Genomic DNA, 26045 nt, shown 5'->3' with positions numbered 1-26045 from the left:
GAACCTTGCGAACTGTAAGAACCTGCGAAAGGAAACGAGCCCGTCATGATTCTGCCCTGGCTAATCCTGATCCCCTTTATCGGCGGCCTGCTCTGCTGGATGGGTGAACGCTTCGGCGCCACCCTGCCCCGCTGGATCGCGTTGCTGACCATGTCCCTGGAACTCGCGCTCGGCCTTTGGCTGTGGGCCCATGGCGACTATTCATTTGCTCCGGCACCGGGTGTCGATCCAACCTTCGCGCTTGAATTCAAGCACGTGTGGATCGAGCGCTTCGGCATCAACGTGCACTTGGCCCTCGACGGCCTGTCGCTGTTGATGATTTTGCTGACCGGCCTGCTGGGTATCCTCTCGGTACTTTGCTCCTGGAAAGAAATTCAGCGCCACGTGGGCTTCTTCCACCTGAACCTGATGTGGATTCTGGGCGGTGTTGTCGGCGTGTTCCTCGCGCTGGACCTGTTCATGTTCTTCTTCTTCTGGGAAATGATGCTGGTGCCGATGTACTTCCTCATCGCGCTCTGGGGTCACAGTTCTTCGGACGGCAAGAAAACCCGGATTTACGCGGCGACCAAGTTCTTCATCTTCACCCAGGCTTCCGGCCTGATCATGTTGGTGGCGATCCTCGGTCTGGTACTGGTCAACTTCAACAGCACCGGCGTGATTACGTTTAACTACGCCGACCTGTTGAAAACCAAGATGTCGCTGACCACCGAGTACATCCTCATGCTGGGCTTCTTCATCGCCTTTGCGGTGAAGCTGCCGGTGGTGCCGTTCCACTCCTGGCTGCCGGACGCGCACGCGCAGGCACCGACCGCTGGTTCGGTCGACCTGGCCGGTATCCTGTTGAAGACTGCGGCGTATGGCCTGCTGCGTTTCGCCTTGCCGCTGTTCCCGAATGCGTCGGCCGAGTTCGCGCCGATCGCCATGACCCTCGGCCTGATCGGGATCTTCTACGGTGCGTTCCTCGCCTTCGCCCAAACCGACATCAAGCGTCTGATCGCCTTCTCGTCCGTGTCCCACATGGGTTTCGTACTGATCGGCATCTATTCCGGCAGCCAACTGGCGTTGCAAGGCGCCGTAATCCAGATGTTGGCGCACGGTGTGTCGGCCGCCGCGCTGTTTATCCTCAGCGGTCAGTTGTACGAGCGCCTGCACACGCGTGACATGCGTGAAATGGGTGGCGTGTGGTCGCGCATCGCGTACCTGCCGGCCATCAGCCTGTTCTTTGCCGCCGCGTCACTCGGCTTGCCGGGCACCGGTAACTTTATCGGCGAGTTCCTGATCCTGATGGGTGCCTTTGTGCAAACGCCGTGGATCAGCGCGATCGCCACGTCCGGCCTGGTGTTTGGTTCGGTTTACTCGCTGATCATGATCCACCGCGCCTACTTCGGCCCGGCCAAGTCCGACACCGTCCTTAAGGGGATGGACGCTCGCGAACTGATCATGGTGCTCGGCCTTGCGGTGCTGCTGATCTACATCGGCGTGTACCCGCAACCGTTCCTGGACACTTCTGCCGCGACGATGCATGGCGTGCAGCAGTGGTTCGGCACCGCCTTCTCTCAACTCGCTTCGGCCCGGTAAGAGCGCTATGGAATTCACGATCCAACACTTTATCGCGCTTGCGCCGCTGCTGATTACCAGCCTCACCGTTGTGGTGGTGATGCTGGCAATCGCCTGGCGCCGCAATCATTCACAAACGTTCCTGCTGTCCTGTGCCGGTTTGAACCTGGCCTTGCTGTCGATTATCCCGGCACTCAAGGTCGCGCCACTGGCGGTCACGCCGTTGATGATGGTCGATGACTTCGCGCTGCTGTACATCGCGTTGATCCTCGTGGCCACCCTGGCCTGCGTGACGCTCGCCCACGCCTACCTCGGCGAAGGCGGCAGCGGTTATCCGGGCAACAAAGAAGAGCTGTACTTGCTGATTCTGCTGGCTGCGGCCGGTGGCATCGTGTTGGTCAGCGCGCAGCACTTGGCCGGTTTGTTCATCGGCCTGGAACTGCTGTCGATTCCGACCTACGGCCTGGTGGCGTATGCCTTCTTCAACAAGCGTTCGCTGGAAGCCGGTATCAAGTACATGGTGCTGTCGGCCGCCGGTTCCGCGTTCCTGTTGTTCGGTATGGCCTTGCTTTACGCCGAAGCCGGCAGCCTGAGCTTCAGCGGCATCGGTCACGCCCTGGCCGCGACCAGCATGCCTGCGCCGCTTGCCCAACTGGGCCTGGCGATGATGCTGATCGGCCTGGCGTTCAAGCTCTCCCTGGTGCCGTTCCACTTGTGGACCCCGGACGTGTACGAAGGCGCCCCGGCGCCGGTGGCTGCGTTCCTGGCTACTGCGTCGAAAGTTGCGGTGTTTGCGGTGATGGTGCGTCTGTTCCAGATCTCGCCTGCGGCCAACACCGGCGTGCTGAGCGACGTGCTGACAGTGATCGCGATTGCCTCGATTCTGTTCGGCAACCTGCTGGCACTGACCCAGAACAACCTCAAGCGCCTGCTCGGTTACTCCTCCATCGCGCACTTCGGCTACCTGCTGATCGCTTTGGTGGCGAGCAAAGGCCTGGCGGTGGAAGCGATTGGCGTGTACCTGGTCACTTACGTGGTCACCAGCCTCGGCGCGTTCGGCGTGATCACGCTGATGTCGTCGCCGTTCAAAGGCCGTGACGCCGACGCACTGTACGAGTATCGCGGCCTGTTCTGGCGCCGTCCGTACCTGACCGCCGTACTCACCGTGATGATGTTGTCGCTGGCGGGTATCCCGCTGACGGCGGGCTTTATCGGCAAGTTCTACATCGTCGCTACGGGTGTTCAAGCCCACGAATGGTGGCTGGTCGCGTCCCTGGTGCTGGGCAGCGCCATCGGCGTGTTCTACTACCTGCGCGTGATGGTCACCTTGTACCTGATCGAGCCAAACCTGCGCCGTGTGGACGCCGAACTGCACTGGGAACAGAAAGCCGGTGGCGTGATGCTGCTGGCCATCGCCCTGCTCGCGTTCTTCCTGGGTGTGTACCCACAACCGTTGCTCACTCTGGTGCAGCACGCGGTACTCGGCGTTTGATCGCTTAGCGGCAACTCAGTCAACAGAACGGCGCCTTTAGGCGCCGTTTTGCGTTTAGGCGGCGGGGTGCTTTTACCCTCGTCTACTTACGGAAATTTCCTCACCCGGCTGACGCCTCGTCTGGCATCTATCAACTGAATGCCGCCTTATGTTGATTGCGTTTTAGGAAAGTTCCCACAGCCAGGTCACTTGACCCTCCGCGAGTGGGCCACCAAACTATACGCAGGCTACGTACAGAACATGGACGCTCTATTTATCGAACTGCCGGCCTTCGAGCGGCACCGCCAAGACTATCTAAGTGACGAGCTGTTCCACGGTTTTCAACAGGAACTGATGAAGAACCCGCAAGCGGGAGAGGTGATCGAGGGCACAGGCGGGCTGCGCAAAGTGCGCTTTGTGGATGAACGACGCAACAAAGGCAAACGCGGTGGCCTGCGGGTCATTTACTACTGGTGGTCGGGCGGCACGCAATTCTGGTTATTCACCCTGTACGGCAAACACGAACAGGACGACCTGGCCCCCCACCACAAGAAAGCCCTGAAACACATGCTGGACAGGGAAATCAAAGCGAGAACACATCATGAAACGTGAAATTTTTTCCGAATTGGTCGAAGGCTTTGACGCACTGGCGGGCGAGCGCGAAGGCAAAGTCACCCTGCGCACCCACAAGGTTCACCTCAACAACCTGGCGCCGTTGACCGCCGATGAGGTGGTTGCGGTGCGCCAGCAACTCAACCTCTCACGCTCGGTGTTCGCCATGTACCTGCGCACTAACGTGCGCACCCTGGAGAACTGGGAGCAAGGCCGGGCGAAACCAAACGCCCAGGCAACCACCTTGATTCGCCTGGTGGCGCGGTTTCCAGAAACCGTGGCGCAGTTGGCCGCACTCGGTTGAAAAGCAGGCAAACTCGCTCGCCACCGGTGCGACTTGTCATTTTGAGTGAACCTTTTTGAACGCTCGCCTATCCATCTATAACAAGACAGGGAGGCAACATGAGTACCGCAAAAATCTACACTATTAACTACCAGCTGCACGGTCAACCCAAGTCCTTTGTGGTGCGTGCCGAAGTGATGAACAACGCCGAGGCCTGGCACTGGGCGGCGGTCGATGCCGACATCGCCCACGTCAGCCGTATTGGGCGAGTAGGTCACGAACAGGTGAAAAAAACCACCCGGCCCTGGGCGGAGAAGTTCGGTATTACCGACGTCGCCTGGGTAGCCCCCAAATAAGCACAAGCCCCGCTTATGGCGGGGCTTGCTTTACTTCTTCAAACCGCCCAACGGATCGTAGGGCGGTTTTTTTTCGGTGGTATCTTTCTTGTCCTTGTCCAGGGGCGCAATGGCTGGGCCGATGGGGTCGACTTGCGGGTCGGCGACATCCGGCGAATCCGGGTCGAAACCCAGTTCGTCCTTGCCGCTGGCATGCTCGCTTGAACGCGGGCCTTTTGGGGGATTAGTCACAGTGATCTCCTTGCTTGTGCTTAAAGCGGGCGCGCTTTGTCATGCAGGTTTTCGAGGTCTTGCTCGACCTGCTCTACATCGTCGTCCTGGCGATCCGCCGGGTCATTGGGGCGCAACGCATCGTTGTCACGCTCCTCTTCGCCAGGCATGCGGTCAGGGTTTGGCGTACCCGGTGGTGGCTGCTTGTATTCAGGCATGGTGGTTCACCTCATGGGAGTTGGTGGCCTACCCAAATTTAGAGAAAGCTGCCTGACGCATCGTTCAACTTGATTGCTCAAGCGTGAGAAGATGCAGCCCCGCCCTCCCTGAGACCTGACCCGGATGTTTGAGCTCAAACCCTGCGACGCGGCCACCTACCGCCAACACACACGCCGTAGCACTTTGATCATCGCCGGGCTGTTCGTGGCCTTGGCGATGCTGCTGTCGAGCCTGGCGGTGAGGCTGTTCGGCGAACCCGGTGCAGACAACCTGCGCTTCAATGTCGGCGGCGTGTTTGCCGGCGTGCTGGTCACGCTCGCGCTGGTGCGCGGGCCTTTTTGGCGTCAACCCTGGCTTGCGCCTGCGGTGTATGGTTGGCAGCTCAAGCGCAGCCTGATGAGCGTGACCAACGTGATGCACAAGGTTACCGAGCGGGTACAGGGCAACGACCCGACAGCGCTCAAAGTGCTGCGGTTCTATCACCTTGGGCTGATGCAGATGCACGAACTGGACGCCAATTCGAGTGCACACGCGCAATTACAGGCCGAGGTTCAAGCGCACGCGGCGAAGATGCAGGCGCTGGGAATCGACACCGGGCAAACGCGCTTCGACCCCGCTTGGCTGGAAGGCCTGAAAACCCCTTAAACACTCTGACGTGACGGCAACAGCCGCAGGCCACTGGCGACGCTGCCCACCAACGCAAACGCACACCCCAGCCACAGCGCGTAGTGCGCGCCACTGCCCAGCGATAAGTGAAAACAAAAAGCCACCAACGACGCGCCGAGTGTTTGCCCCAGCAAGCGTGAAATCGCCACGATGCCACTCGCCCCGCCGCTGCGCGCGAGCGGTGCACTGGTCATCAACGCCTTGAGGTTGGGCGACTGGAAGAAGCCGAAACCGGCGCCGCACAATGCCATGCGCCAGCCAATATCCAGCGCTGACGCGTCATTGCCCAAGGTCGCCAGTGCGGCCATGCCCACGCTGAGCATCAGCAAACCGATGCCGCACAACAGGCCCAGCGACACGCGGTCCGCCAGGCGCCCCGCGACCAAGGCCATCACCGCCACCACAGCCGGCCACGGCGTCATCAGAAAGCCGGTTTCCACCTGGCTATGGCCGAGCGCGGCCTGCAACAGGAACGGCAACGACACAAAGGCCAGGCCCTGCGCGCTGAAGGCACAGATCGCAGTCAGCGAAGACAACGCAAACACCGGGCGCTTGAACAGGTCCAGCGCCAGCATCGGCGCCGGGTGACCGGCCTGACGCCGCAACAGCAGTGCGCCGCACACCAGCGCCAACCCGATCAACCCCAGCGTCAAGCCACTTTGGGCGCCGTGTACCGCCGTGCCCAGGCCCAGCACCAGCAAGGCAAATAACCCCGCACACAGCAGCGCTGCGAGGCGATCAAACGCGTGCCCGGTGATCGGCATCCTCGGCAATGAACGCAGGCCCAGGGCCAGGGCCAGCACGCCCAGCGGCACATTGATCAGGTACAGCCAGTGCCAGCTTGCCACTGACAGAATCGCCGACGCAGCGGTCGGCCCGAGGGTAAACGCCAGCCCCACCACCAGCGAGTTATAGCCCAAACCGCGGCCAAGCATTTTTGACGGGTAGATGTGCCGCAGCAACGCAGTGTTAACACTCATCACGGCCGCCGCGCCGAGCCCCTGCATCACCCGCGCCGCCGTGAGGGTCACCAGCGACCCGGCCAGCCCGCAGAACAGCGACGACACAATAAACACCAGCAACCCGCCGAGGTAGACCCGGCGGTGGCCGAGCACATCACTCAATGACGCAAACGGCAGCACCGTGGCGATAATCGCCAATTGGTAAGCGTTGACCACCCAAATGACCGAGGCAGCATCGGTGCCGATGCCTTGGGCCAGGGTCGGCAAGGCGGTGTTGACGATCGCCGTGTCGAGGGTTGCCATGCCGATTCCCAAAGAGAGGGCGATGACCGCCGGCAGGCGTTTATTGAGGGGCAACCCATCGGCAATCGGAGACATGGACAACCCGCACAGGTGACAGAGGCTCCCAGCTTACGGGCAGCACGGTTTTTTTTCAGTGGCCGATGGCCTGGCTGTCGTAGATTTCATGTTTGCCAGCAATCAAACTGGGGATGCGCCCCTCTTACAGGGGCGCTGCAGATGAGCACTCAGTTGCTGTCGAAGCCCAACTGGCAGTAAAACGTTTTCATATCGTAGTAATCGGTGCACTCGACAATTTCATCGCCCTGGATCCCGATCACGCAAACACCACGCACTCGAATTTCTCGGGCGGTTGCCGGATAGCCGAACAACTCCCCTCGATGGGTCCCCGTCATATGCCACTGGATCGTCCCACCATACTCGCCAAGGCTGATCAAATCGCTGACAACCTTGAAGTCGGGCAATGCCTCTCTAATCAGGTCAAAAAAGTCACCCAGCTCATGCTTTCCCCGCATGAGCTGTCCCGCCGCCACATCTTCATAACGGCAATCACTGGAAAAGATCTCAAGAAAACGCTGTTTGGAGGGGGTGGACCAGCTATCGGCCCATTCTTGAATCAAGGTGCGGTGTTGATCTGTCATGTTGAAGCTCCATGGAAAATAAGAAGCGGCTCAGCGACACCCATCGGTTGACGCCAGCGTCTATCGCCCTTGACAGATACAACTTCAGCTCCTACTGAGCAGATACCCCCTCTGGATCAAAGCGTTCAACAAGCGTAGTTCGCACAGCGCTTAAATCAATCGCGCCGCCACCCATCGGCGAGCCCACAGCTTTAAATGTGAGGTGCGTTAAAAACCAAATCCAGATCCAGACGCCCATCCGTCAACTGCACCAGCGCGTCCAGCGCCGCGGGCACGGCTCGCAGGGAATCGAGGGCGAAAAACAGATGGCAGGCCTGCAAAGGCACCGGTGCGGCAAGAATGCCCGGCTGGTACTGACTCATGTGAACTCCTTCTGAAAAGCCGCGCCGTACCCGGCGCGCACCGCGCTGCGAACAACAAAACGCGTAAGCCTTGCCATTGGACTGCGTGTTGGGCGACTCTCTCGTCATGTTTTGCAACTATTACAGGGGTAGCGACATGACCACCAATAACCTGCTCGCCCAGCTGTTTCCCGCCCACGCAGCGGATATTCCCGAGCAATTTCGCCTCGCGGCCCCGATTGAACAGCGTGATTACCTGGTCGACGGCCAGTTACAAGTATGGAACGGCGCGCTGGCTCAGGTGCTCAGCCCGGTGCAATTGGGTGATGAGCGTGTGCACATCGGCAGTACGCCGCTGCTCGACGCCGACACCGCCCTGACTGCCCTCGACGCCGCGGTGCGCGCTTACGATCGAGGCCAGGGTGAATGGCCGACGATGCGTGTGGTAGACCGCATCCAGCATGTCGAAGCGTTTTTGCGACGCATGCGTGAACAGCGCGATGCGGTGGTCAAGCTGTTGATGTGGGAAATTGGCAAGAACCTCAAAGACTCGCAGAAAGAATTCGACCGCACCTGCGACTACATCACCGACACCATCAATGCGCTCAAGGAACTCGACCGCCGCAGCAGCCGTTTTGAGCTGGAACAAGACACGCTCGGGCAAATCCGCCGCGTGCCGTTGGGCGTGGCGCTGTGCATGGGCCCCTACAATTACCCACTCAACGAGACGTTCACCACGCTGATTCCGGCGCTGATCATGGGCAACACCGTGGTGTTCAAACCGGCCAAGCTCGGCGTGTTGCTGATTCGCCCGTTGCTGGAGGCGTTTCGCGACAGCTTCCCGGCCGGGGTGATCAATGTGATCTACGGCAGTGGCCGCGAAACCGTCAGCGCGCTGATGGCCAGCGGCAAAATCGACATCTTCGCGTTTATCGGCACCAACAAGGCCGCCAGCGACCTGAAGAAGCTGCACCCCAAACCACACCGCTTGCGTGCGGCATTGGGCCTGGATGCGAAAAACCCCGGCATCGTGTTGCCCGAGGTCGACCTGGACAACGCGGTCAGCGAAGCGCTGACCGGTTCGTTGTCATTCAATGGCCAGCGCTGCACCGCGTTGAAAATCCTGTTTGTGCACGAAGACGTCGTCGACCGTTTTATCGGGAAATTCAACACCAAACTCGCCACCCTCAAACCCGGCATGCGTGGGAAGACGGAGTCTCGCTGACACCGCTGCCCGAGGCCGGCAAGGTCGACTACCTCAATGGCCTGGTGGCAGACGCGGCGCAGCACGGCGCCAAGGTGGTCAATGAGAATGGCGGCAGCAGCAACGGCGCGTTCTTCTACCCGGCGGTGCTGTACCCGGTGAACCCGCAAATGCGCGTGTACCACGAAGAACAGTTCGGCCCTGTGGTGCCCATCGTGCCTTACCGTGACCTGGAGACGGTGATCGATTACGTGCTGGAATCGGACTTCGGCCAGCAACTGAGCCTCTTTGGCACCAACCCGGTGGAGATCGGACGCCTGGTCGACACATTCGCCAACCAGGTCGGCCGTATCAATATCAACGCGCAGTGCCAGCGCGGGCCGGACACCTTTCCTTTCAACGGGCGCAAGAACTCGGCCGAGGGCACGCTGTCGGTACATGACGCGTTACGCGTGTTCTCGATCCGCACCCTGGTGGCGACCAAGTTCCAGGAGAGCAACAAAGCGCTGGTCAGCGACATTTTGCGCAACCGTGACTCGAGCTTCCTGACCACCGACTACATCTTCTGAAGACACTGCAGATCAACAATGTGCGAGCGGGCTTGCCCGCTCGCGCATTTAGAACCCGTCCAACCTGTGTACCGAGGCCACTTTACCAGCGATGAACCTGCCCTTTTTTGCCCGACGCCTGTTGCGCCCTTTGCTCGACCCCTACCGCCGTTATCGCAATGCCAAGCTGATCCACGCCGTGCGCGTGTCCATCGGCTTGCTGGCGACGATCCTGCTCACCACCGGCATCAACCTGCCCCACGGCGAGTGGGCCTCGGTGACCATGCTGATCGTGATCGGCGGCTTGCAGCACCACGGCAACATCGGCAAAAAAGCCGTAGAGCGCGCGTACGGCACCTTGATCGGTGCCAGCGTCGGTTTGCTGCTGGTGGTGCAACAGGCCTATTTCGGCCAAACGTTTTTGACCTATTTGCTGATGTCGGTGGTGTGCGGGTTCTTTTCCTATCACGCCATCGGCAAAGGCGGTTATATCGCGCTGCTGTCGGCGATCACCGTGTTCATCGTCGCCGGCCACGGCGACAACCCGATCTCGGATGGCTTGTGGCGCACAGTCGATATTCTGATCGGCATTGTGTTGGCGCTGGCGTTTTCTTTCGCCCTGCCGCTGTATGCGGTGTATTCGTGGCGCTACAACCTGGCCAGTGCGTTGCGCGATTGTGCCGAGATTTACAGCCGAATCATCACTGGCCAGTCGGTCACCGACGATGAGCACCTGAAATTGCTCAACCGTTTGAATGCAGCAATGGTGCAACTGCGCTCCTTGATGCCGTCGGTGTCCAAGGAAGTGCGCATTTCCATGACCGAACTGGACGCGGTCCAGCGCCATTTGCGCCTGTGCATCAGCACCCTGGAGATTCTCGGCAATACCCGGCCCGACCCACGCGATGCGCAGGCAATGGCGCGCATGCAGGTGATGCTCAAAGCCGAGCATCGGCAAATTCGGGTGCAGTTAGTCGGTATGGCGCGGGCCTTGAAGTCAGGCTTTACCGATCGGCTGGAACGGCCTGCCGCGCAAGCACCGGAAGACGGCGCGCTGGAAGCGCCGGTGCAAAATGCGTTGGACGGATATCGGTTGTTGACGTTGCAACTGGCCGGGAACGTGGATGCGATGCGCCAGCGTTTGGCGAAAACGTCGAGCCATTGGAAGATTTGACTGGCCGATAAAAGTCCACAGAAGAGGCTCCACACATCGCCTCAATTTTTCTCACATATTTTTCACGATTTATTCACATGCAGAGACGTAGGGTGAAGCCTCATCCGTTACAAACGTTGCATATCAAGCCCGCCGCCCCAGCGGGCTTTTTTTTGCCCATGATTTACAGGCTAGCGTGCGGCCTTGGTGGCAGGCGCTGCCGCTTGCTCACGAATCGCGCGCTGGGTGTCCAATACCCTGGCCAATGCCGTTTCAGCTTCGGGACTTTGCTGCGGCACGCGAATCGCTGCCGAAACCAAAGTGATCAATTTGGCCATCACTTCGGCATCAGTGGCTGGGCGGCCCAGGCTCATGGAGTTCATCAGCAGGCGCAGTTCGGTCCCCGCCATCACCCCGGAAATCGCCTTGAGCGCAAATTGCAGGCGTACACCCAGTTCATTGCGTGGCAGCTCCGGCAAGGCCAGGGCGAAGGCTTCAAAGAAGCGCTGGAATACCGGCTGATAATGCACTTTGAGGTATTCCTGGATAAACGGCGACGTATCGCTGTAGACCCGGCCCAAAAAGCGAATAAACGAGCGCCCTTCGCCGCTGGCCGGGTCGCTGCGCTCCAGGCCCATGGCCGGCGCGAACAGCACGCCGAGCAAGGTATCGCAATCGAGCGGGCCGTCGGATTGCGCTTCGCAGCGCGCGAGCAGTTCCAGACGCTGCTCGTTGAGCGGCTCCAGGCGCTGCATCAGCAGGGTTTTCATCAGGGAGTCCTTGTCCCCGAAGTGGTAGTTGACGGCGGCCAGGTTGACTTGCGCGCGCTCGGTAATCTGCCGCAGCAGCACGGCGTCATAGCCGTATTTGATGAAGAGAGCCTCTGTCGCATCCAGCAGTCGAGTCTTGGTAACGTTTGGAGCGCTGAGTTTCTTCGCGACCATAGGTGATGAGTTCCACGCGGGAAATATTGTTTTAAAAAATAATTTGATTTTTTATACCGGTGCAGCCCTGCGAAAGCAAGCAGTGGCGAAGCGGATTCAACGCGGCTACTATTCAAACAATATTTTAAAAACAAGAAACGAAACCAGTCCGTGACGCGCATCAAAAAGCTCCCGAGCTCGTTACAAGGCGTTACCGGGAGCGTGACGGCAGCGTCGGGATTGCAGGCGTAGTCACGATGACAGTAACCCCCACGCACCCTGGCCTGATTTGCCTGCGAGGCATCGGCAAAAGCTATCAGCTCGCCGGCCAGCACCTGCCCATCCTTAATGATGTGTGCCTGTCCATCGCCAGCGGTGACAGCTGCGGCATTCTTGGCGCTTCCGGTTCCGGCAAAAGCACCCTGCTCAATATCCTCGGCCTGCTCGACCTGCCGGACTGCGGCGAGTACCAGTTTGCCGGCCACGATATTTTCAACGCGACGCCGGATGAACTGGCAGCGATCCGCAATCAACAGATCGGCTTTGTGTTCCAGAGCTTCAACCTGCTGCCGCGCCTCAGCGCGTTGGAGAATGTCGCCCTGCCCTTGAGTTATCGCGGCGTGTCGCGGCATGAATCAGTCGCACAGGCGTTGCGCATGCTTGAGCAAGTCGGCCTGGCCGAACGTGCGCAGCACCGCCCGGCCGACCTCTCCGGTGGCCAGCGCCAACGCGTGGCGATTGCGCGTGCGCTGGTCGGCAGACCCTCGGTGATCCTCGCCGACGAACCTACCGGCAACCTCGACAGCAGCACCGCCCAAGAGATCATGGACATACTGCTGGCCCTCAACCGCGAGCAACAGGTGACGCTGATCATCGTCACCCACGACGCGCAGATTGCCGAGCGCCTGCAGCGCAAAATTCTGGTGCGCAATGGCGTGGTGCATGAGGCGGAGCGCCCATGAATGCGCGCGTCGACCAAAGCCTGAGCCAGTTGCTGCACGAAGCCTGTGTGAGCCTGCGCACCCTCGGCAAACGCTCGGTCCTGGCCTTGCTGGGTATTGTCATCGGCAGTTCATCGGTGGTGGCGCTGATCAATATCGGCCACAACGCGGCGGTGGATGCCGCGATGATTTTCAAGGACATGGGCACCGACACCCTGCTCGTTCAGTTCCCGCCCAAAGGCAACAGCACTGCACCGATGCCCGCCAGCCTCGACCTTGAGGCGCTGCGCCAAGCGGTGCCCGGCATTGCGCATATCGGCGCACTCAGCGTGTTCAGCGGGCCAATCGTGTTCCACGGCCGCAGCACCAACGCCAACTTTGTCGGCGCCACCCCGGGCCTCAAGGACGCCATGCGCCTGGCCTTGCGCAGCGGGCGCTTTTTATCCGCCTTCGACGCCAACGAGACCTACGCCGTGATCGGCGATCAACTCGCGCAGGCCTTGGGCGCACCGGGCGCGCCGTTGAAGCTCGGCGACCGCATCCGCATCAATGATTACCTGTTCCTGATCGTCGGCATCCTGCACAACCAACCCCGCGCCATGCTGCTGCCGGTGCAAGCCAACGAATCGTTGTTCATCCCCGCCGAGGGCATGCGGCGTATCTACCCCACGCCGCAAATCGGCAATGTGATCATCCGCGCTGCGCCGGGCCAAGACATGGAGCGCATCGCCCGTGACGCCGCCAACGCATTGAAAAGCCAACTCAGCGAACACGACGTCGATATTCAGGTGCCCCAGCAAATGATCGACGGCATGACCCGGCAAAGCCGTACGTTCGCTTATTTGTTGCTGGCGTTGGGCGCTATTTCTCTGGTGGGCGGCGGTGTCGGCGTGATGAACGTAATGCTGATGAATGTCGCGGAGCGCCGCCGTGAAATCGGCATTCGCATGGCCCTCGGCGCGCGCCGGCGAGACATCCGCAACTTGTTTTTGCTGGAGGCGGTGAGCCTGACCGCCGTCGGCGCGCTGTGCGGCGCAGTGCTCGGCATGACAGCCGCCTGGCTCTATGCCTGGCTGTCGGGCTGGCAGTTTTCGCTGGCGGCCGCGGCCCTGCCGCTGGGGGTTGGCAGTACGCTGCTGGTGGGCCTGTTCTTTGGCCTTTACCCGGCGATCGCGGCCTCGCGGCTGCAGCCGGTGGAGGCCTTGCGCGATGAGTAAATGGCTGTTGCTCCTGGCACTGACAAGCCTGCCGGGCATGGCCGCCGACGTGCTGATCAATCCGTCCGCGCCCAGCACCACCCGCAGCGGTTATGACCGCAGCGTGTCGCTGAACGCCCAAGTCACCACCCTGACGCTGGGCGACGCGGTGTACCTGGGCTTGCGCAAAAACCCGGCGATCCGCAGCGCGTACCTGCAACGGGTGGCGCAGAAGTTCGACCTGCGCGTGGCCGAAGACACCTTCAACCCCAAGCTCAGCCTCAACAGTTATTACCGCCAAAGTCGCGGTTCGGCCGACACCTCGCGCAATGCCAACCTGGCACCGAATGCAAGCTTGCTTGGCGAATACGGCACCCGGCTGAGCATGGCCTGGACCCAACAACTGAACAACGCCGACCGCGCCGGCCGCTACCGCAGCGACGGCCTCGACCTGGCGCTGATTCAACCACTGATGCGCGGCGCCGGTTGGGACGCCACCACCGCGCCGCTGCGCCTGTCGCGCCTGTCGGAGCAGGCCAACCGTTTGAACCTCAAGGCTACCGTGGCGCAGACCATCAGCCAGATCATCGCCACCTACCGTGAGCTGCTGCGTGCCCAAGAGCAGTTGAGCATCGTGCAGGATGCGCTTGAACGCGCCACGGCCTTGCTGGAGGTGAACAAGGCCTTGATCAGCGCGGGGCGCATGGCCGAGTTCGACATCGTGCAGACCGAAGCCGATATTGCCACCCAGCAATTGGGCGTGGAAGAGGCCCGCAACCAACTGGACACCAGCCGCCTGGCGCTGCTACGCCTGCTGGCCCTCGACTTGTCTACGCCAATCCGCGCGAGTGAGGCGCTGGAGGCCGAGCCGATGAGCATCGACAAACGCCAGGCCTTTAACCTGGCGCAAAGCCAACAGCCGGAATACCTCGCCGCCCTGCTCGGCAGCCAACAGGCCGACCTCAACCTGGTGATCGCCAAAGACTCCGGGCGCTGGCAGGTTGACCTGGTGGCCGGCGCCAACCAACTGCGCGACGCCTACAGCAACAACGACGACGGCAACCACACTAACCGCACGTGGAACAGCTATGCCGGGGTGCAGGTGCAGATCCCTATCGGCGACATCAGCACACGCCAGGCCGAGGTGCGCGCACGGGTCAACGTGGAAGATCAAGCGCTGCGCATCAGCGATGCGCGCCAGGCACTGGAACGCAACGTCAACGACGTGGTGCGCGACCTCGGCACGCGCTGGCGCCAGTATGAAATTTCGCAGCGCGCCGTGGAGTTGTCGCGGCGCAAAATCGACATAGAGCGGGAAAAACTCAGCGCCGGGCGCTCCACCAACTTCCAGGTGCTGAGTTTCGAGACCGACCTGCGCAACGCCGAAAACGCGCGGCTGAATGCGTTGATCGCGTATTTGAACGCCCAGACCCAGCTCGATTTGACGCTGGGCATGACGCTGGAAAGTTGGGAAATCAGCCTCAATGACTACTAATAAGAAATACTTGCTGGGTGCCGTGATCGTCGTGCTGTTGGCGGGCGCTGGTATTGCGCTGCGCAGCCCGGCCAGCCGCCAGCCTGCCGCGACCGAACAATGGCTGGCGGTGAAACCCGCCCCGCTGGTGCACCAGATCGGCCTGGTGGGCAAGATCGAACCCGACACCACCCTCACCCTCACCGCGCCGTTCGATGGCAACGTATTGGCCAATCGGGTGGAACAAGGCCAGCGCGTCCAGGCAGGCGAGGTGCTGTTGCAAATGGACCCGACCACCCTCGACGTGCAACTGCGCGATGCCCTGTCCGCCCAACTCAAGGCCCGCCGTGCCGTGCAAGAACTACAAGACTGGGACAGCGGCCCCGCCGTAAGCCGCGCCCGCCGCAGCCTGCGCACAGCCGAAATGACCGCCGGCAACACCCAACGCAAACTGACTGAAAGCGAAAACCTGTTCAAGCGCGGGATCATCCCACGCAACGAGCTGGACGATCTCAAGCAGCAGGCCCAACAGCAACAGCTCGACCTCGCCGCTGCACGCAGCGAACTGCAGCAGGCGCAGGATCAGGGCAAAGGCGAGTACAAACAGATCGCCGAAATGGAGCTGACCAACGCCACGGTGAAGTACGACGCTCTGCACACGTTGCTCGATGGCCAAGCCGTCAAGGCGCCGTTCTCCGGCATCGTGGTGCCCGCCCCCGGCAGCAATAACTCAGCGCAAAGTGGCGGCAATAACAACGCACCGGTGCAGGCCGGCAGCAAGGTCAGCCAGGGGCAAGTGTTGTTTGGCCTGGCGAATATCGAGCGGCTTAAAATCGTCGCAAAGGTCTCGGAATTGGACATCAACCAACTGCACCCCGGCCAGACGGTAGAGGTGCTGGGTGATGGGTTCGATGGCGAACGGCTGACCGGCTCGGTGAGTGTGGTGAGTGGTTTGGCGATTGCCGGCGACGGCCAGGGCAGCGCGCAATTTGCAGTGACGCTGTCGATTCCCAAGCTGACGCCGCAACAGATGCAGCGGGTGCGATTGGGCATGAGTGCGCGGCTGAGCATTGTGACTTACAACAATGCGCAGGCGATTGTGATTCCGAGCCAGGCTATCCAGCCGGACCTGACGGTTGAGTATCGGCCCGCGATGGATCAGCCGGTGGAGCGGGTGAAGGTCACCACCGGACAGTCGACCCCGCAAGGTGTTGAGGTATTCGGTCTCAAGCCCGGGTTTGTGAGGGTCGGGAGCTAAGGAGTGGTTAGATCAAAAGCGCTCCTGTCAAACGACAAATAACCAATTTTTTACTATTGAAATTTAGGCTGACTTGACCAGTTCCAGGTTGCAGCGTTCAGGTTTGTGGCTGGGGTTTTGAGTGTATACCCGGTAGTTGGGTAACGGTTTATATCGGTTCCGCTCTTAACAGCGAGTCACTTTTGATAGGGCCGGAAGCGGGGTTTGGGGCGCAATGGAACCAAAAACCAACGTAAGCCCTACCACCTCAGCTCAGAGCCCTCTTCACAGGCATCCGCCTCAATAAAACAATTGCACATCTCGGCTTCCTGACTGATTTAGGGCTCCTGGTTTCGCGACCAGCCCGCAGACTTACCTGGCCCGGTCCTTTACCGAGCCGCTGGACCTAAGCGGTACATATTCCGAACAGGATTTCGGAAGTGTACTACATCGCTTCTGAGACCCTTGTAATAGGATATTGGGCTGTCTAAAAAGGAGTGGCACGTATGGCTAACCATGGTTACATAACGATCACTGGCAAGGCTCAAGGACTGATCTCAGCAGGTTGTTCAACCCAAGCCTCTATTGGCAACAAGTGTCAGACCGGGCATACCGACGAAATTATGGTTCTGTCTTACACCCACAACATGGTCAATATCGGAAATATTAATAAGCCAACACATAGTCCAATCCTGATCACCAAAAACGTTGATAAGGCTTCTCCGCTCCTCGCTCAAGCACTCTCATCCAGAGAAGAAATAAACTGTACAATCAGTTTTTATCGAGTGTCTTCCTTTGGCCTGCAGGAAAAATTCTATTCTATCGCGGTCAATGGCGGAATTATTGCTAACTTGACACTTGAAATGCCCCACGCTATTTTGCAGAACGACGCCGAACCGCAAGAACATGTAGCCATACGTTACCGTGAAATCACGTGGACCCACCACGCTGCTGGCACCAGCGGATACAGTACGTGGGGAAATAACGAATGAAGCCAACAAGCGAAAGTTGCATGCCTGGTAGCTGTGATTATTGGATGGTTAGCCAAGCCGCCGCAAAGTTGGGTAGTCAAGCCAGCACATTAGGCGCTAGACATATTAAAGATGGAACGCTGCGCCTGCAATTCAACCGCGAAGTCGCTTATTATGCCAAAAGCATTGTTAATGATGTCTCGCAGGGTAATAAAAGCGCTGAGCAAGGACTAAAAGAGTTAAAGGATGAGCAAAACAGTCTGCTAAGTCAGTCACTGGAGGTTGCTCAGAAAGGTGTTGGTGTAATCGCAGGAGCGATCCAATTCGCAGCAGGTGCAGGGATATGCTATGCATCAGTTGGCACGCTGTGCCTTTTCGCCGGTGCCCCTCTGATGCTCCATGGTGCTAACAACACGTATGAGAATGGTCGAAATTTATGGGGAAAACGCTCAGATACCCAGGGGCCAGTTAGAAAGACTTACCAAGAAGTTGCTAAAGCAATGGGAGCCGGAGAATTTGAAGGGAATATGGCTTATGGAGCAATTGACGTGGGACTTTCTGCATATGGCGCCGGAAGGATGGTATTAAAACCAGACGCTTGGCGTTTATTTAGATATGTGCGTACTGATTATGTGCGCGGATATGAAAATGCAAGCAAGGGAGCATTAACACTCGAAGTTATTTCCGACACAGCAACAATGAACTTCATGTATCAGGAGGCGATAAGCCATGACAAGTGATTCATTGCTAATAACAATAGTGTATTCGCTTACCTCTCTAGCAGTCTTCTTGTTATTCTACTCTACATCAAAAAAAATCTCAGGAAAAACGCTTTCATATTGGAGATTTTATGTTTTTTTTGCAGTTTTAATCCTATGGGGCGGGAATCAACTAAGCGTCGCTCGATATGGTTATATGTTATTCTACTTTCAGTCTAAAAATCTTTTTGAAAGCAACGATGCAGTAAGATGGGTAGCTTTTATAAGTTCCATATTTCAAGTGTTGTGTATACCTACCAAGGAAGATGCAAGGCGCTGGTTTTCACGAAAGTAAACTCACACCGAATCAATACCTCTCCAGAAGGGTTTCAACGACGCGCTCTGGTTATCCTCACAGGTCATCGCCTGGATTACGCAGTGGCCGTAGCTCACCTCGGGCGACCTCTTCCGGCACCGCGAATGAATACCTTCCCCGCATATTGATGTGCTCAGATCAGCGGCGATAGCCGAGCCAGATCCTCGCCTAGCACAGGGTAGCCGTGCTACTTTGGCCATTCCACGGCTGCCGCCATGTAGAGGGTGTTCCACAACACAACGATGTTCACCACTAGGCCCAAGGCACGGAGTTGATCCTCTTGACCTTCGCGATAGCGCTGGCGCAGCTCGCCGCGCTTGCCATGGAATACGGCCCGCCCGCAGGCATCGTGGTTTAACGGAGCGCTTCTCAGATCAAGATCAGGGGCAAGAGCACGACGGCCTGAAAGCCGACCTGAGTGGTTGAAGCGGATCAAGGGCGGGTTTTGCATACACGGCAGATCTGTTTTTTTGCTTTCTGTGGGAGGGGGCTTGCTCGCGATCGCGGTGTGTCAGTTGAAAGATATTTATCTTACACACCGCAATCGCGAGCAAGCCCGCTCCCACAAAAAGCGCTTTTAAGCTGCTTTAATACATCAGACTCAAACGCTGGCATGGCAGGCAAGCTTGGTGGCCAGCGCCTTGGCTTGCAGTGCAACGTCGGTGACCGCCGTGCTTTCCCACCACATCCCGCGTAACGGCGGGCCCAGCGCGAACAATCGCTGGCTGACCCGGCCTTGCGCATCCAGCACCGCGCCAGACGCATCCGCCGCAATCCCCAGCGCCAGCGGCCCCGGCTGAATCAACCCGCGCTTGAGCAACTGCTGCGGCAACGGCCGAGCCACACGGCGCCAGTCGTATTCGATGCCGCTGGAGTTAATCAACGCCGCCCCCGACACCTCGCTAACCGCGTGCTCGCCGCGACGCCGCAGACGAAGGGTCACGCCCTCACCCGAAGGCACCACACCCTTGAACGACGCCGCCTGAACCCGCAACCGCCCTTGCGCATGCAACCGCGCCACCAACTGCGCACTCAACGGCGGCGAGCGATGGTGATGGCTTTCCCACCAGGGCCGTACGTGCCGCACAAACTGGCGCTTCTCGCGCTCGCTGGCCTGGCTCCACAAGCGCGTGATGTGCGCACGCACGGTGTCCAGCGGCGCTTGCCAATCGATGCCTTGGGCCAGCGCCAGGCGGCATTGGCGGCGCAGCTCGCGCAGCAATTGCCGCGGGCTGCGCAGGCGGTGATCGTCGGCCAGAAAATCCGCCCAGCTCGGCGGTTGCCGACGCACATGCGGCAGCAGGCCGTGACGTGAAAAAACCTCAATCGGGCCGCGATGGCCCGCCTGTTCCAGCGAAACCACCGCATCCACCATGGTCAGACCGGAGCCGATAATCAGCACGCTCGCCTGCGGGTCGAGTTGACGCATGGCCTGCACGTCCCACGGGTCCACCGCCGCCGCGTTCAAACCGCTGGGCTCGGTTTGTGGCGTGCGCGCCGCCGGGAACATGCCAGTGGCCAATACCGCGCAGGCGCCGCGCAGTTGCTGGCCGTTGTCCAGCGTCAGCAGGGTTGACGTTGCGTCCACTTGCAGGTCAACCACCTCGGCACGCACGTGTTCAACGCTGGCTGCAGACAAGGCCTTGGCCTCGGCCAAGCGCTGTTGCGCGTACACACCAAAAATACCGCGTGGCGGGAACAGTTCGCTGACCGGCACCGACTGCTCGTGCGCTTGCGGCCAACCGCCGCCGTCGAGGTAGTGGGTGAGCCACTGCGTCAGGTCATCGGCGTTGTCCGGGTCGACGCTCATGCGCGCGGCATTACCGTTCAACGTGTGGCCCAGCTCGACGGCACTGTAGGCCTCACCACGCCCCAGTTCGGCGCGCGGTTCGATCAGCAGAATCCGCCGCCGCCCCGGCAGGCGCAGCAGTTGCATGGCTAACAGGGTGCCGCTCAGGCCGCCGCCGATGATCAGCACATCAGCGTTGCGGGTAGGTTCAGTCATGCACATTCGCCCTTACTGTTTACCCAGATAAATATCATGCAAATCACCCCGCGCCAGCAACTCAGCGGCGCCGCCACTCAACACCACCCGCCCAGTATCCAGCACGTAAGCCTGCGACGCATAGTTGAGCGCGACGTTGATGTTCTGCTCGGCGATCAAAAAACTCACCTGCTGTTCGCGGTTGAGCTGCGCAATGATCTCGAAAATCTCCTGCACGATCATCGGCGCCAAGCCCATCGACGGTTCGTCGAGCAGCACCAACGTCGGCCGCGTCATCAAGGCCCGGCCGATGGCGACCATTTGCTGTTCGCCACCCGAGGTCAGCCCGGCGCGGGTGTGGCGCTTGGTCTTGAGCCGTGGGAACCAGGCGTAGATGCGCTCCAGGTCGTGTTCCATGTCTTTACGGCTCAGGCGCCGCACAAAGCCGCCGCTGCGCAGGTTGTCCTGCACCGTCAGTTGGCCGAACACATGGCGGCCTTCCAGCACGTGGACCATGCCCTGACGCACGCGCTGGCTCGGGTCGACACCGGCCAAATCGCGGCCGGCATACTCGATCACGCCACGGCTGACCTCGGCGCGCTCGGCACGCACCAAACCCGAGATGGCTTTGAGGGTGGTGCTTTTGCCCGCGCCATTCGCGCCGAGCAAGGCCACAATCGCGCCCTTGGGCACGCTCAACGAGACCCCGGCCACCGCGAGAATCGCGCCGTCGTAGATCACTTCAATGTCATTGACGCTCAGCAGCGCTTGGCTGGCTGGCTCGGCTGCAGGCTCGCGCATGGTTTATTCATCCCCGGTGCAGGTGCGTGGCGTCAGGCCTTTTTCCTTGGCGAAGGCGGCGGACTTTTCATCGATCAACGGGCGCAATAGCGCACGGTCGGCGGCGATCCAGTCGCTGATCAGCGTCCAATTGGCGCCATCCCATTGCTGCACGCGCGCCGAACCGCCGCCTTCGTGGTCGCGGCACGACAGTTTGAGGTTTTGCATCAAGCCCAAGTAGCCCATGGCCTTGAGGCGCGCGTCGTCGATATTCAGGTGCTCCAGGCCCCAACGGCCTTCCTCGCCATTCAGTGGGCGCTGGCCGAACCTGGCCTGGCCAGTGCGGATCGCTTCAACCGCCACGGCGGCGTTCACCAGGCCGGAGTTGTAGTAAACGCTGCCGAAGTTTTTCAAGTCCTTAAGGTCGCTGTGGCCCTTGTCGAGGACGAATTGCTTGAGGCGTTTGTGAATCTCGAAATCGGCACCGGCGGGGTACGGCGTGAGTGCCAGGTAGCCTTTGGCGGCGGCGCCTGCGGGCAATACGTCTTCGCTGGAACTGGCCCAAATATCGCCGATGATATGGTCCACCGGGAAGCCGAAGCGCGCGGCCGTCTTCACCGCCACCGGGGTGGACACGCCCCAGGTGCGCAAAAATACCCAGTCCGGGTTGGCCTGGCGCACCTGGCGCCATTGCGCAGATTGTTCGTTGCCAGGGTCGGCGACCGGGATCTGGATATTTTCAAAGCCGTACTTCTCCGCCAGCAACTTCAGCGGGCCGAGGGTTTCACGCCCGTAAGCCGAGTCGTGGTAGACCGTGGCGATCTTCTTGCCCTTGAGTTTGTCGAAACCGCCTTCGCGCTGGGCGATGTAATTCACCAGGGTCGACGCCTCGCTGTAAAACGTCAGCATCACCGGAAAGTTGTACGGGAACACTGTGCCGTCGGTGGCTTCGGTACGCCCGTAACCCAAGGTGATCAGCGGAATTTTGTCGACCTCGGCGCGCTCGCTCAACGCATACGCGGCCGGGGCGCCGTTGGGCTGATACACCGCGACCGGCGCGCCATCCAGGCCATTCTTGAAGCGCTCGTAGCACTCGATGCCCTTCTCCGCCGTCCATTCGGTCTCGCATTCCTGCCAGACCAATTTAACCCCATTGATGCCGCCTTCGACCTCGTTGATGTAACGCAGGTAGTCGATCATCCCGGCCCACACTTGCACGCCGCTCGACGCGTAAGCGCCGACACGGTAGGTGGCCAACGGAATGAATTGCTGGTCGGGCGAAGCCATCGCCGGGAGCACAGCGCTGGCCAATGCAGCCAGCGCGAAGGCAGCGCCGGCGAGGGAACGTTTCAAGGATGCACGCATGGGAATTCTCTTGATGGAATGTTTTAGAAGCGCAACGGCCACTGCCGCAGCCGATCACGCAGGTTGTGCAACAGGCGAATCAAGCCCTCGGGTTCCTTGATCAGGAACACGATGATCAACACGCCGAAGATGATTTTTTGCAGGTTCTGCAACTGCCCCGCATCCACCGAACCGCCAAACAAAGCTTGCCCGGCGTGGCTGAGAAAAATCGGCAACAAGCTGATAAACGCTGCGCCGACGAAGTTGCCGGCGATGCTGCCCATGCCACCGATAATGATGATGAAGAGGATTTGGAACGAACGATTAATATCAAAGCTACTGGCGCTGGCCGTGCCCAGGTAAGCGAACGCCCACAGCGCACCGGCGATGCCCAAGTAGAACGAACTGACGGCGAACGCCAGGCGCTTGTAGCGCACCACCGGAATGCCGACCACTGCGGCGGCGGTGTCCATGTCGCGAATCGCCATCCAGTTGCGCCCTACTTGGCTGCGCACCAGGTTGATCGCGGTCAAGGTCAGCAGCAGCACCGTGACCAGCGTCAGCAGGTAGCGGCCCAGCGGGGTGTTCAGGTCATGCCCGAACAGCGCCAGCCTGGGCGCAGAAATCGTGCCCGATGAGCCATAGTTGTAGAACCAGGGGAATTTTACGAACAGCCATTCGAGAAAAAACTGCGCGGCCAGCGTGGTGACCATCAAGTAAAAGCCCTTGATCCGCGAGCTGGGCAAGCCGAATAACAAGCCGACCGATGCGCTGATAACCCCGCCACCGAGCAGCGCCACCGGCAAGCCCAGCTCCGGCAGGCGCAGCAGAAAACCATAGGTAGCAAACGCGCCCACGGCCATGAACCCGGCTGCGCCGACCGAGGTTTGCCCGGTGTAGCCAGTCAACAGGTTCAGGCCGAGCCCGGCCAGCGACAGCACCAGAAACGGGATCAAAATTGCGTTCAGCCAGTAGTCATTGCCCCACAGCGGCACCGCCACAAACGCCACCAGCAGCAGGCCCGGCAGGCCCCAGGGCACGCGCCGCTGAGTCAGCAGCAAAGGCGCGGTGTGTTGAGCAACAGGTATCGACATGGTTTCACACTCGCTCGATGGCACGCTCGCCGAACAGGCCGGCGGGGCGGATATACAGGAAGGCCAAGGCCAATACGTAGGCGAACCACGGGGTGATGCCGCCGCCGATCAGCGGGCCGATATACACCTCGGCGAGGTTCTCCGCCGCGCCGACAATCAAGCCGCCGACAATCGCTCCGCCAATCGAGGTGAAGCCGCCGATGATCAACACCGGCAAGGCTTTGAGCACCACCAGCGACAACGAAAACTGCACGCCCTGGCGCGCGCCCCAGAGCAAACCGGCGACCAGCCCGACCACGCCGGCGACCGCCCACACGATCTGCCAGATGCGGTTGAGGTTGATGCCGATCGACAGCGCCGCCGTGGTGTCGTCGGCCACTGCGCGCAGCGACACGCCGATGCGCGTCTTGTTGAACAGCAGCGCGAGCACCGTCACCAGCACCACGGCGGCAGCGGCAGCGATCAAGTCGAACTGGCTGAGCATCAGTGGCCCGACAAACAGCGGCACGTCATCAATGCCCACGTCCAGCGCGCGCACCTGCGAGCCCATCAAGCCTTGGGCCAGGCCTTCGATGATGAATGACAGGCCCAGCGTGGCCATGAACAAGGTGATTTGCGAACGGTTGACCAAGGGTCGCAACACCAGCCGCTCGATCAGCAAGGCGCCGATGATCATCACGATCACCGTCAGCAGCAACGCCAGCGCAAACGGCACGCCTTGGTCATGCAGGCTGACGAAGGTCAGGGCGGCAAACAGCAGCATTGAGCCCTGGGCAAAATTGAACACGCCACTGGCCTTGTAGATCAGCACAAAGCCGATGGCGACCAGCGAGTACATAGTGCCGGCGAGCAGGCCGCCGAGCAGGGTTTCGAAGAAAAAGGTCATCAGTGGGCAACTCCCAGGTAGGCGGCAATCACCTCGGGGTTGGCTTGCACCTCGGCGGGTGTGCCATCGCCGACCTTGCGCCCGTAATCGAGCACCACCACATGGTCGGACAAGCCCATCACCACGCCCATGTCGTGTTCGATCAACACCACGGTGGTGCCGAGGTCGCGGTTGACGTCGGCGACGAAGCGCGCCATTTCTTGTTTTTCTTCAGCGTTCATCCCGGCCATCGGTTCATCCAGCAGCAACAGGCTTGGCCCGGCGATCAATGCGCGGCCGAGCTCCACGCGCTTTTGCAGGCCATACGAGAGGTTGCCGACCAACACATCGCGATGCGCTTGCAGTTCAAGGAACTCAAGAATGCCTTGGGCGCGCAGGCGGAACGCGCGCGCTTCACGCCGTGCACGCGGCAGGCCGAGGGCTTGCTCGATAAAGGTGCTGCGCAGATGCCGCGACAAGCCGGTGAGCAGGTTGTCGAGCACGCTCATCTTTTTGAACAGCGCATTATTCTGGAACGTGCGGCCAATGCCTCGGCGCGCGGCGCCCAGCGGGTCGATGCGATGGAAGTGTTGTTGTTCGAAGACGATCTCACCGGCGTCGAAGCGATACACGCCGTTTAGCACGTTGAGCAACGAACTTTTGCCGGCGCCGTTGGGGCCGATCAGTGCGCAGATTTCGCCGCGCTGCACCTCGAACGACAAGCCATTGATGGCCTTGACCCCTTTGAACGACAGCGAAATATCGCGCACCTCTAAAATGGCTTGGCTCATGCGGTATCCCGTTTGAATTCAGCCAGCCAGGCAGGCTCGGCAGTTGATTTAAGCGGTTGCCAGATATAAGCCAACCGCTGGAAGCCAAGCAGTTTGCGCACGCGGTTTTTGAGCAACCGGCGCAGGCCGCTTTGCGGGTGGGCAATCGCCCAATCGCACAACCGTCGTCGCCAACTGCCGAGGGGCGCCAGGCGACCTTCGATGTCATCGGCCACGTGCTGTAAACGCGCAGGTGACAGCAGCAAACCGGTAGGCTCGACTTCGCCGCGGTCACGGCGGGCCGAGGCCAGGCTTTCGGGGAAAGCCAGGCTGTGGCCGCGGCTCAGCCATTGCTCCAGCAACACCGCCAGCCCGCCCTGCCAATGCGTGCCCTCCTCGCTCCACAACGCGGTTTCGCCCGCAGGTTGCCACCAGCGCGAAAGGTTCTGCGCGGGGTCGACCGGGCCGAGCAGTTGCGCGTAATCCAACGGGTTGGCCGACTGCCAGTGCGGCCGTTGCCGGCGAGCTTGCACGTAAGCGTGGGTGGGGCGGATACGCCACAGGTGTTGCTGCACGACCTGCGGTTCGAGGTCATCGGCCAGGGTCAGCACCTGCCCGCCGACCGACTCGGCCGCCAAGGCGAGTAACAGCAGGTTCGGCTCAAAGGGCCCGCTTAAAGCCAGGCGCGATTGTTCGCTGAAACCCTCTTGGCGCAAACCATCAGCCAGCCGCTCGACATCGCGCAGGGCATCAATCCAGCGCCACGCATACCACTGGCCCTGGCGCTTGTGGCGCAACGCCGTTTGCAGCGGCGTGGTCTGCGCCCAATGCCGCAGTTGCTCCAGCGCCTTGGGTAAATTGCCGAGCTG

Annotated in this window: 25 protein-coding genes and 3 pseudogenes; 14 read left to right on the top strand and 14 right to left on the bottom strand. The window is 60.2% G+C overall.

Annotated features, from left to right (window positions below):
- Positions 1-45: 45 nt before the first annotated feature.
- From nuoM to F0169_RS12175, 5 genes are all read left to right on the top strand, one after another.
- Positions 46-1578: an NADH-quinone oxidoreductase subunit M gene (gene nuoM, locus F0169_RS12195; RefSeq protein ID WP_058415524.1), complete on the top strand. Its 1533-nt coding sequence runs from the start codon at positions 46-48 to the stop codon at positions 1576-1578.
- Positions 1579-1585: 7 nt separating this feature from the next.
- Positions 1586-3049 carry an NADH-quinone oxidoreductase subunit NuoN gene (nuoN, locus tag F0169_RS12190; protein WP_122250103.1) on the top strand — a complete coding sequence of 488 codons (1464 nt, stop codon included), beginning with the start codon at positions 1586-1588 and terminating at the stop codon, positions 3047-3049.
- 240 nt (positions 3050-3289) lie between these two features.
- Complete coding sequence (locus F0169_RS12185) at positions 3290-3640, top strand: toxin (protein ID WP_152746670.1); 351 nt, start codon at positions 3290-3292, stop codon at positions 3638-3640.
- Positions 3630-3944, top strand: coding sequence for a helix-turn-helix domain-containing protein (locus tag F0169_RS12180; protein WP_122250109.1), 315 nt, complete (start codon positions 3630-3632; stop codon positions 3942-3944). Before F0169_RS12185 ends, F0169_RS12180 begins: the two co-directional genes overlap by 11 nt.
- Positions 3945-4042: 98 nt before the next feature.
- Positions 4043-4279: a DUF6555 family protein gene (locus tag F0169_RS12175; protein WP_058415526.1), complete on the top strand. Its 237-nt coding sequence runs from the start codon at positions 4043-4045 to the stop codon at positions 4277-4279.
- 30 nt (positions 4280-4309) lie between these two features.
- Here F0169_RS12175 and F0169_RS12170 read toward each other — a convergent pair whose 3' ends face one another.
- Positions 4310-4510: a DUF6021 family protein gene (locus F0169_RS12170; RefSeq protein WP_058415527.1), complete on the bottom strand. Its 201-nt coding sequence runs from the start codon at positions 4508-4510 to the stop codon at positions 4310-4312.
- A 20-nt stretch (positions 4511-4530) separates the two neighbouring features.
- Positions 4531-4707, bottom strand: coding sequence for a hypothetical protein (locus F0169_RS27390; protein ID WP_172979420.1), 177 nt, complete (start codon positions 4705-4707; stop codon positions 4531-4533).
- A gap of 124 nt (positions 4708-4831) precedes the next feature.
- Here F0169_RS27390 and F0169_RS12165 point away from each other — a divergent pair, with 124 nt between their 5' ends.
- Positions 4832-5353 (top strand): DUF3087 family protein, encoded by a 522-nt coding sequence (locus F0169_RS12165; RefSeq protein WP_152746669.1) that lies wholly within the window; start codon positions 4832-4834, stop codon positions 5351-5353.
- Here F0169_RS12165 and F0169_RS12160 read toward each other — a convergent pair.
- From F0169_RS12160 to F0169_RS12150, 3 genes and pseudogenes are all read right to left on the bottom strand, one after another.
- Entirely contained in the window at positions 5350-6714 is a 1365-nt protein-coding gene (locus tag F0169_RS12160; RefSeq protein WP_152746668.1) for an MFS transporter, read from the bottom strand. The two genes, F0169_RS12165 and F0169_RS12160, sit on opposite strands and share 4 nt — an antisense overlap.
- 149 nt (positions 6715-6863) lie before the next feature.
- Complete coding sequence (locus F0169_RS12155; protein ID WP_122250106.1) at positions 6864-7277, bottom strand: ester cyclase; 414 nt, start codon at positions 7275-7277, stop codon at positions 6864-6866.
- A gap of 236 nt (positions 7278-7513) precedes the next feature.
- A pseudogene (locus tag F0169_RS12150) lies at positions 7514-7639 on the bottom strand (Dyp-type peroxidase); the annotation flags it as partial.
- Positions 7640-7775: 136 nt separating this feature from the next.
- Here F0169_RS12150 and F0169_RS12145 point away from each other — a divergent pair.
- Positions 7776-9391, top strand: a pseudogene (locus F0169_RS12145) (NADP-dependent glyceraldehyde-3-phosphate dehydrogenase).
- A 91-nt stretch (positions 9392-9482) separates the two neighbouring features.
- Entirely contained in the window at positions 9483-10544 is a 1062-nt protein-coding gene (locus tag F0169_RS12140; protein ID WP_152746667.1) for an FUSC family protein, read from the top strand.
- 170 nt (positions 10545-10714) lie between these two features.
- Here F0169_RS12140 and F0169_RS12135 read toward each other — a convergent pair whose 3' ends face one another.
- Positions 10715-11467, bottom strand: coding sequence for a TetR/AcrR family transcriptional regulator (locus tag F0169_RS12135; RefSeq protein ID WP_058415532.1), 753 nt, complete (start codon positions 11465-11467; stop codon positions 10715-10717).
- A 236-nt stretch (positions 11468-11703) separates the two neighbouring features.
- Between F0169_RS12135 and F0169_RS12130 the strand changes: the two genes are divergently transcribed.
- The 6 genes from F0169_RS12130 (at position 11704) to F0169_RS12100 (ending at position 18005) form a co-directional block, all read left to right on the top strand.
- Positions 11704-12408 (top strand): ABC transporter ATP-binding protein, encoded by a 705-nt coding sequence (locus F0169_RS12130; protein WP_152746666.1) that lies wholly within the window; start codon positions 11704-11706, stop codon positions 12406-12408.
- A complete protein-coding gene (locus F0169_RS12125; RefSeq protein ID WP_152746665.1) occupies positions 12405-13604 on the top strand; it encodes an ABC transporter permease in 1200 nt (399 codons plus the stop codon). Before F0169_RS12130 ends, F0169_RS12125 begins: the two co-directional genes overlap by 4 nt.
- Positions 13597-15078 carry a TolC family protein gene (locus F0169_RS12120; protein ID WP_152746664.1) on the top strand — a complete coding sequence of 494 codons (1482 nt, stop codon included), beginning with the start codon at positions 13597-13599 and terminating at the stop codon, positions 15076-15078. Before F0169_RS12125 ends, F0169_RS12120 begins: the two co-directional genes overlap by 8 nt.
- Positions 15068-16315, top strand: coding sequence for an efflux RND transporter periplasmic adaptor subunit (locus F0169_RS12115; RefSeq protein WP_152746663.1), 1248 nt, complete (start codon positions 15068-15070; stop codon positions 16313-16315). The genes F0169_RS12120 and F0169_RS12115 overlap by 11 nt, the downstream gene beginning before the upstream one ends.
- Positions 16316-16800: 485 nt before the next feature.
- Positions 16801-17286 carry an Hcp family type VI secretion system effector gene (locus tag F0169_RS12105; RefSeq protein WP_152746662.1) on the top strand — a complete coding sequence of 162 codons (486 nt, stop codon included), beginning with the start codon at positions 16801-16803 and terminating at the stop codon, positions 17284-17286.
- Positions 17283-18005 (top strand): DUF4225 domain-containing protein, encoded by a 723-nt coding sequence (locus tag F0169_RS12100; RefSeq protein WP_152746661.1) that lies wholly within the window; start codon positions 17283-17285, stop codon positions 18003-18005. Before F0169_RS12105 ends, F0169_RS12100 begins: the two co-directional genes overlap by 4 nt.
- Positions 18006-18375: 370 nt before the next feature.
- On the opposite strand, the pseudogene F0169_RS12095 reads toward F0169_RS12100, so the two are convergent.
- The 8 genes and pseudogenes from F0169_RS12095 to F0169_RS12060 all read right to left on the bottom strand — a co-directional run.
- A pseudogene (locus F0169_RS12095) lies at positions 18376-18739 on the bottom strand (Tn3 family transposase); the annotation flags it as partial.
- 201 nt (positions 18740-18940) lie between these two features.
- A complete protein-coding gene (locus tag F0169_RS12090; RefSeq protein WP_152746660.1) occupies positions 18941-20344 on the bottom strand; it encodes an FAD/NAD(P)-binding protein in 1404 nt (467 codons plus the stop codon).
- Between the two features lie 12 nt (positions 20345-20356).
- The gene (locus tag F0169_RS12085; protein ID WP_152746659.1) at positions 20357-21124 is read right to left on the bottom strand and encodes an ABC transporter ATP-binding protein; all 768 of its coding nucleotides are present in this window, start codon (positions 21122-21124) and stop codon (positions 20357-20359) included.
- 3 nt (positions 21125-21127) lie between these two features.
- Positions 21128-22468 carry an ABC transporter substrate-binding protein gene (locus F0169_RS12080; protein WP_152746658.1) on the bottom strand — a complete coding sequence of 447 codons (1341 nt, stop codon included), beginning with the start codon at positions 22466-22468 and terminating at the stop codon, positions 21128-21130.
- A 23-nt stretch (positions 22469-22491) separates the two neighbouring features.
- Positions 22492-23541: a branched-chain amino acid ABC transporter permease gene (locus F0169_RS12075; protein ID WP_152746657.1), complete on the bottom strand. Its 1050-nt coding sequence runs from the start codon at positions 23539-23541 to the stop codon at positions 22492-22494.
- A gap of 4 nt (positions 23542-23545) precedes the next feature.
- A complete protein-coding gene (locus tag F0169_RS12070) occupies positions 23546-24427 on the bottom strand; it encodes a branched-chain amino acid ABC transporter permease (RefSeq protein ID WP_152746656.1) in 882 nt (293 codons plus the stop codon).
- Positions 24427-25197: an ABC transporter ATP-binding protein gene (locus tag F0169_RS12065; protein ID WP_058415542.1), complete on the bottom strand. Its 771-nt coding sequence runs from the start codon at positions 25195-25197 to the stop codon at positions 24427-24429. Before F0169_RS12065 ends, F0169_RS12070 begins: the two co-directional genes overlap by 1 nt.
- Positions 25194-26045, bottom strand: an 852-nt coding sequence (locus tag F0169_RS12060; RefSeq protein WP_241679111.1) for an acyl-CoA synthetase, incomplete at its 5' end; no start/stop codon positions are given. The genes F0169_RS12060 and F0169_RS12065, both read right to left, overlap by 4 nt.

Origin of the sequence: Pseudomonas kitaguniensis, from assembly GCF_009296165.1 — a bacterium.
Lineage (GTDB): Bacteria > Pseudomonadota > Gammaproteobacteria > Pseudomonadales > Pseudomonadaceae > Aquipseudomonas > Aquipseudomonas kitaguniensis.
Note: the sequence above shows the minus strand (reverse complement) of the source record. Positions and strands in the feature narration are given on the sequence as shown.